The sequence below is a fragment of the Campylobacter concisus genome (genome assembly GCF_002913865.1).
GTDB classification, from domain to species: domain Bacteria; phylum Campylobacterota; class Campylobacteria; order Campylobacterales; family Campylobacteraceae; genus Campylobacter_A; species Campylobacter_A concisus_AM.
Map to the genome: position 1 here is coordinate 1 of NZ_POYX01000004.1, position 5,576 is coordinate 5,576.

General features: G+C 34.5%; 5 protein-coding genes. All 5 read right to left on the bottom strand.

What is annotated here, in order from left to right; translation table 11 throughout:
• The coding region (locus CYP77_RS00205) for a thiamine pyrophosphate-dependent enzyme (RefSeq protein WP_103599651.1) at positions 1-948 on the bottom strand (948 nt) is incomplete at its 3' end.
• Positions 948-2,249, bottom strand: a complete 1,302-nt coding sequence (gene aepX / locus CYP77_RS00210; RefSeq protein ID WP_103567022.1) for a phosphoenolpyruvate mutase — start codon at positions 2,247-2,249, stop codon at positions 948-950. The genes aepX and CYP77_RS00205, both read right to left, overlap by 1 nt.
• Positions 2,246-3,307 carry a GDP-L-fucose synthase family protein gene (locus CYP77_RS00215; protein WP_103567023.1) on the bottom strand — a complete coding sequence of 354 codons (1,062 nt, stop codon included), beginning with the start codon at positions 3,305-3,307 and terminating at the stop codon, positions 2,246-2,248. The genes aepX and CYP77_RS00215 overlap by 4 nt, the downstream gene beginning before the upstream one ends.
• Positions 3,308-3,310: 3 nt before the next feature.
• Entirely contained in the window at positions 3,311-4,453 is a 1,143-nt protein-coding gene (gmd, locus tag CYP77_RS00220) for a GDP-mannose 4,6-dehydratase (RefSeq protein ID WP_103557858.1), read from the bottom strand.
• Between the two features lie 3 nt (positions 4,454-4,456).
• The coding region (locus CYP77_RS00225; RefSeq protein WP_103599652.1) for a mannose-1-phosphate guanylyltransferase/mannose-6-phosphate isomerase at positions 4,457-5,576 on the bottom strand (1,120 nt) is incomplete at its 5' end.

Genomic DNA, 5,576 nt, shown 5'->3' on the forward strand with positions numbered 1-5,576 from the left:
TTCTTCAACACTACAAACTATGTTATCAACCACATATAGTCCACACGCTTTTGCGATGCTTATATAATCTAAATGCTTTTGATATGTACTCTGCCCACCAGTAGATTTATTTGACTCATTATCAAATAAAACATAAGTTAAATTTACATCATTTTTATATCTTCCAGCAGTAGTAAGTCCGCCCATGTGCATAACAAATTCTGCATCACCACCACATACTATAACATTTTTACCTGCCTTAGCAGCTCCAAGCCCAATACTTAAAGCTCCACCCATATTTCCAACCATATAAAAATTATTTGTATTTTTCATAAATGTATACATTTCTCTTGATGTGTTTCCAGTGGTTCCAATAATTAGCACATCATTATCTTTAAAAATTCTGTTCAAAGCCTCTAAAAACTTGCTTCTAGGAATATAACTAAACAAATCTAATTTATTTTTATCCTCAAGCTCAACCTTAGTAAAACTATTTTTTTCTATAATCCCAATAGTTGGTGTATTATTGCAGATTTCAATTTGCCTTATGGCATCATCAATATTATTATTATCTAATACCTGGCTCTTATATCCATATGCAGATATAAGAGACGGTAATCCAGTTGCTAGATGCTCATGTTGTATTTCACTATCTCCATTATTGTACGTTCTCCAACTAGATAAAATCGGAAAAGTAATATTATATGGTTTTAATAGGCTGGTGATGCAACTACCCATGTTTGTAATACCGCTGGACTGGACTAATACAATTGGCTTTTTACCTGCCATTCTTAAACCAGATGCGATACTGCAAGCAACTGCCTCACTGGCACATGGAACATACTCAATATACGGATTATTTATTGCTTCATTTATAACATATTTTATAAAACTACATGGGACAACACAAAGATGCGTATACCCATTCGCTATTAATCTATTAATAAAATCTCTTGTATCAAGTGCCATTATTTTGTACCTGGTATCAGTTCTAAAATAGCCTTTATAGACATGCAGTCAGGTTCTGCTTCAAGCGATCTTTTATGTTTTAAAATAGACTTTGCAACCTTCATCATACCTGGATAAGCAGCCCTTAACATATGATTTGCATATATCACAACATTTACCCCCATTTCAGAAAATTCATCTATTGTAACAGTATTAAACGATGTTGGAACAACTACTATAGGAGTATTTTTATCTTTTTCTCTAAACCCTTTTATAAAATTTATTATTTCAGTTGGATCTTTTTTTCTTGAATGTATCATTATTCCATCTGCACCAGCATCTATATATGCAAAGGCTCTTTTTAGAGCATCTTCCATACCTTTATCCAAAATCAAGCTTTCAATCCTAGCGATAATCATAAAATCATCTGTAATTTGTACTTTTTTACCAGATTTGATTTTATAACAAAAATTTTCTATCGTATCTTGCGTTTGTTCTACTTCTGTTCCAAAAAGAGAATTTTTCTTTAATCCAGTTTTATCCTCAATAATTACAGCACTAACTCCAACTCTCTCTAATGTTTTAACAGTAAATTCAAAGTGTTCCGGCTTTCCTCCAGTATCTGCATCATATATAAGAGGCTTTGTTGTTACTTCAAAAATCTCATTTATGGTTGTTAATCTAGCTGTAGTATCTACAGCCTCAATATCTGGCTTACCTTTCGAGGTAGAATCAGTAAGTGAACTAGACCACATACCATCAAATGTAACAATCTCTCCATCTTCTAGTACTTCACTGGCATTTTCAACAATAAGACCGCTCAAAGCATTATGAACCTCAAGTATTTTTAAAACTTTTTTTGCTTTTAGTAGTTTTTTTAGCCTACTTTGTCTGGCAGTAGATGTAATACCTAATTTTTTAATATTTTCCTTTACTTTAATTTCATTTATATCATGGCTATAAGGTACTTCTATTAATTTTCCGTTCCATTGTCTTAATAATTCTAACACCTCAGTACGATATTTTTTTTGATAACCAAATTGCCAATCATCACCATGAATAACAAAATCTGGTTGTATTTTTAACAAATTATCTTTATAGCTAGCACTATCTTGTGGAATAATATTTTTTATCATAGAAAGATTTTCTAGAACTTCTTTCCGTTTATTATAATCTAAATAAGGAATATCATTTAACTCACCACATGCTTTTAATGTCAAAAGACCAACTGTAATTTCTCCATATTTTGCGGCTTCTTTTAAAATTTTAATATGTCCAGCATGCACCAAATCAGCTATTATACCTACATAAACTTTTTTCATTTATTACTTTCTTTATTTTTCACATACCACTCATAAAGTGTCTTTATCCCATCTTCAAGCTCTACTTTATGTTTCCAGCCAAGAGAGTGGAGCTTAGACGGGTCCGTTAGTTTTAGCATCGTACCATCGGGCCTACTATCATTAAAGTATACCTCGCCTTTAAAGCCAATTATATTTTTAACCAAATTTGCTAGCTCATTTATCGAGATATCTTTGCCTGTGCCTATATTTATATGTGTATTTCTTATCTCTTTGCTATTTTTATCATAAGTATCTTTAAAGTCTCTATTTTCCAGTAAAAACACGCAGGCATCGGCCATATCTTCTGAGCGTAGAAACTCTCGTCTAGGCTCTCCTGTGCCCCAAATTTCTACTCTATCTTTTGAAATACCAAATTTATCAAGATAAGCCATAGCTTCATTTATATCTCTTGCTTTTAGATCTTTTACTACTTCGTCGAATTTTTCTTCGTTTAAAAGCTTTGCTAGGTGTATCTTTCTTATAAGTGCTGGCAATACATGCGAAGTTTCTAGGTCAAAGTTATCATTTGGACCATATAAATTTGTAGGCATTACAGATATGAAATTTGTACCATATTGCAGATTATAGCTCTCACACATCTTCATGCCAGCTATTTTAGCGATCGCGTATGGCTCATTTGTATATTCAAGTGGAGATGTCAAAAGTACCTCCTCGCTCATTGGCTGTGGAGCATCTTTAGGATATATACAAGTACTTCCCAGAAATAATAGTTTTTTTACCTTATACAGATAGCTTTGATGGATCACATTATTTTGAATTTGTAAATTTTCATATATAAAATCAGCCCGATACGTACTATTAGCCACTATTCCACCGACTTTTGCAGCAGCTAGTACTACATACTCAGGTTTTTCTTTTTCAAAAAACTCACAAACAGCTTTTTGATCCATAAGATCAAGCTCGCTATGAGTTCTTGTGATTATGTTTTCATAGCCTTTTGATTTTAAATTTCTCACTATAGCAGAACCCACCAGTCCCTTATGTCCTGCTACATAAATTTTGCTATTTTTATCCATTTTTTACTCGAAATAGCTCATTATCTCATATCCACCATCTTTTAGATAGACGTCTTTTGTCATGAGCTTTAAGTCTGATTTCATCATATCATTTACTAGGTCTTGAAGGTTAAATTCTCTCTTCCAGCCTAGTTTTTTCTCTGCCTTACTAGGATCTCCAAGTAGCAAATCAACCTCTGTTGGTCTAAAGTATCTTGGATCCACGCAAACCACAGTTTGACCAACACTTAAATGAGATAAATTTAAATTTAACTCTTTTGCCTTTTCAAAATTTAGTGAGTCCACGACTCCTACCTCATCTACGCCGGCTCCTTCAAATCTCAAATTTATACCAGCATAAGCAAATGCAAATTTTACAAAGTCTCTAACCGCTGTTGTTTGGCCAGTTGCTATTACCCAGTCTTCTGGCTGTGGAGCTTGAAGTATCATCCACATCATCTTCACATAGTCTTTTGCATGACCCCAGTCTCTTTTGGCATCTAAATTTCCAAGATAAAGCTTGTCCTGAAGCCCGAGCGCTATCTTACTAGCTGCTCTTGTGATCTTTCTAGTGACAAATGTCTCACCTCTAACTGGCGATTCATGATTAAACAATATACCATTACAAGCAAAAATGCCATAAGCCTCTCTATAATTAACCGTTATCCAGTACGCATACATCTTTGCGACAGCATAAGGGCTTCTTGGATAAAATGGTGTAGTCTCGCTCTGCGGTGTCTCTTGCACTTTTCCGTAAAGCTCAGAGGTAGATGCCTGATAAATTTTTGTCTTTTTCTCAAGCCCTAGTATCCTTATAGCTTCAAGAAGCCTAAGAGTGCCTGTGCCATCAGCATTTGCGACATACTCTGGGGTCTCAAAGCTTACATGCACGTGGCTCATGGCAGCTAGGTTGTAAATTTCATCTGGCTGCACCTCTTGGATGATCCTTGTTAAATTCATAGAGTCCGTCATATCGCCATAGTGCAAGAAAAAGTTTCTATTATCAACATGTGGATCTTGATAAAGATGATCTATCCTATCTGTATTAAAAAGACTTGTTCGCCTTTTTATACCATGAACTATATAACCTTTTTTTAGTAAAAATTCTGCCAGATAAGATCCATCTTGACCAGTTATGCCAGTTATTAACGCTACCTTTTTATCCATAAATCACCTTTTAAAATCATCATCTAGGCGGATTATATCATCTTCGCCTGTGTATTCGCCGACCTGAGCTTCTATCAAAACCACAGGAATTTTACCTTCATTAGATAGCCTATGAACTTCACCCATTTTTATATAGATAGACTCATTAGGACAAACAAGCCTAGTTGTCTCGCCGATCGTCACGGTGGCACTACCTGATAGTACTATCCAGTGTTCATTTCTGTGAAAATGCTTTTGTAAAGATAGCCTTTTACCAGGTTTTACTTCTATTATTTTTATCTTATAGCCGTCTTGATTTTCAAGAACAGTATAGTTTCCCCAAGGCCTATTTGTTGTAACATGAGCATTGCAAAGCTCTGAGCTCTCCTGTTTTAAAACTTCTACAATATTTTTTACTTTTTGACTAGATGACTTTTTAGATATTAAAAGAGCATCTTTTGTATCAACTATAGTTAGATCATCAACATCTATCAAGGCTATTTTTTTGCCATTAGATAAGACTAGGTTATTGTGAGAATTTATCTGCACCAGGTCGCTATTTATTGTATTACCATTGGCATCTTTTGGTAGCTGCTCATCCAAACTATCAAAGCTTCCAAGATCGCTCCAAGGCGTATCTAAAGTTACCATTTTTACGATATCCGATTTTTCCATCACAGCATAATCTATGCTGTTTTGTGGGATATTTTGCATATCAGTAGAGTCTATTTTAATATCAAATTCATCTTTTTTTGCGTTATCAAAAGCAAATTTACATGCTTCAAGTATCTCAGGGGCAAAAAATTTCATCTGATCCAAGAAAACACCTGCCTTAAAGACAAACATGCCTGAATTCCAGTAGAAATTCTGATCTTTTAGAAATTTCACTGCCCTTTCATAGTCTGGCTTTTCATAAAAAGCTTTTACATCACCGCTAAAACTCTCAATATAGCCAAATCCCGTCTCAGGCAAACTTGGTTTTATGCCAAAAGTAACCAAGAAATTTTGCTCTGCCAGCTCTTTTGCTACTTTTACACTCTCTTGATACTCTTTAACATCTTTTATCAAATGATCAGATGGCGTTACTAAAACCACTTCATTTGGATCAAGTGCGAGGCAAGCTAGAGTGATCGCTGGAGCAGTA

Excerpts from the sequence above, each read along its gene's own strand:
- CYP77_RS00215 (WP_103567023.1), bottom strand. The coding sequence starts at position 3,307 with ATGGATAAAAATAGCAAAATTTATGTAGCAGGACATAAGGGACTGGTG.
- gmd (WP_103557858.1), bottom strand. The coding sequence starts at position 4,453 with ATGGATAAAAAGGTAGCGTTAATAACTGGCATAACTGGTCAAGATGGA.
- aepX (WP_103567022.1), bottom strand. The coding sequence starts at position 2,249 with ATGAAAAAAGTTTATGTAGGTATAATAGCTGATTTGGTGCATGCTGGA.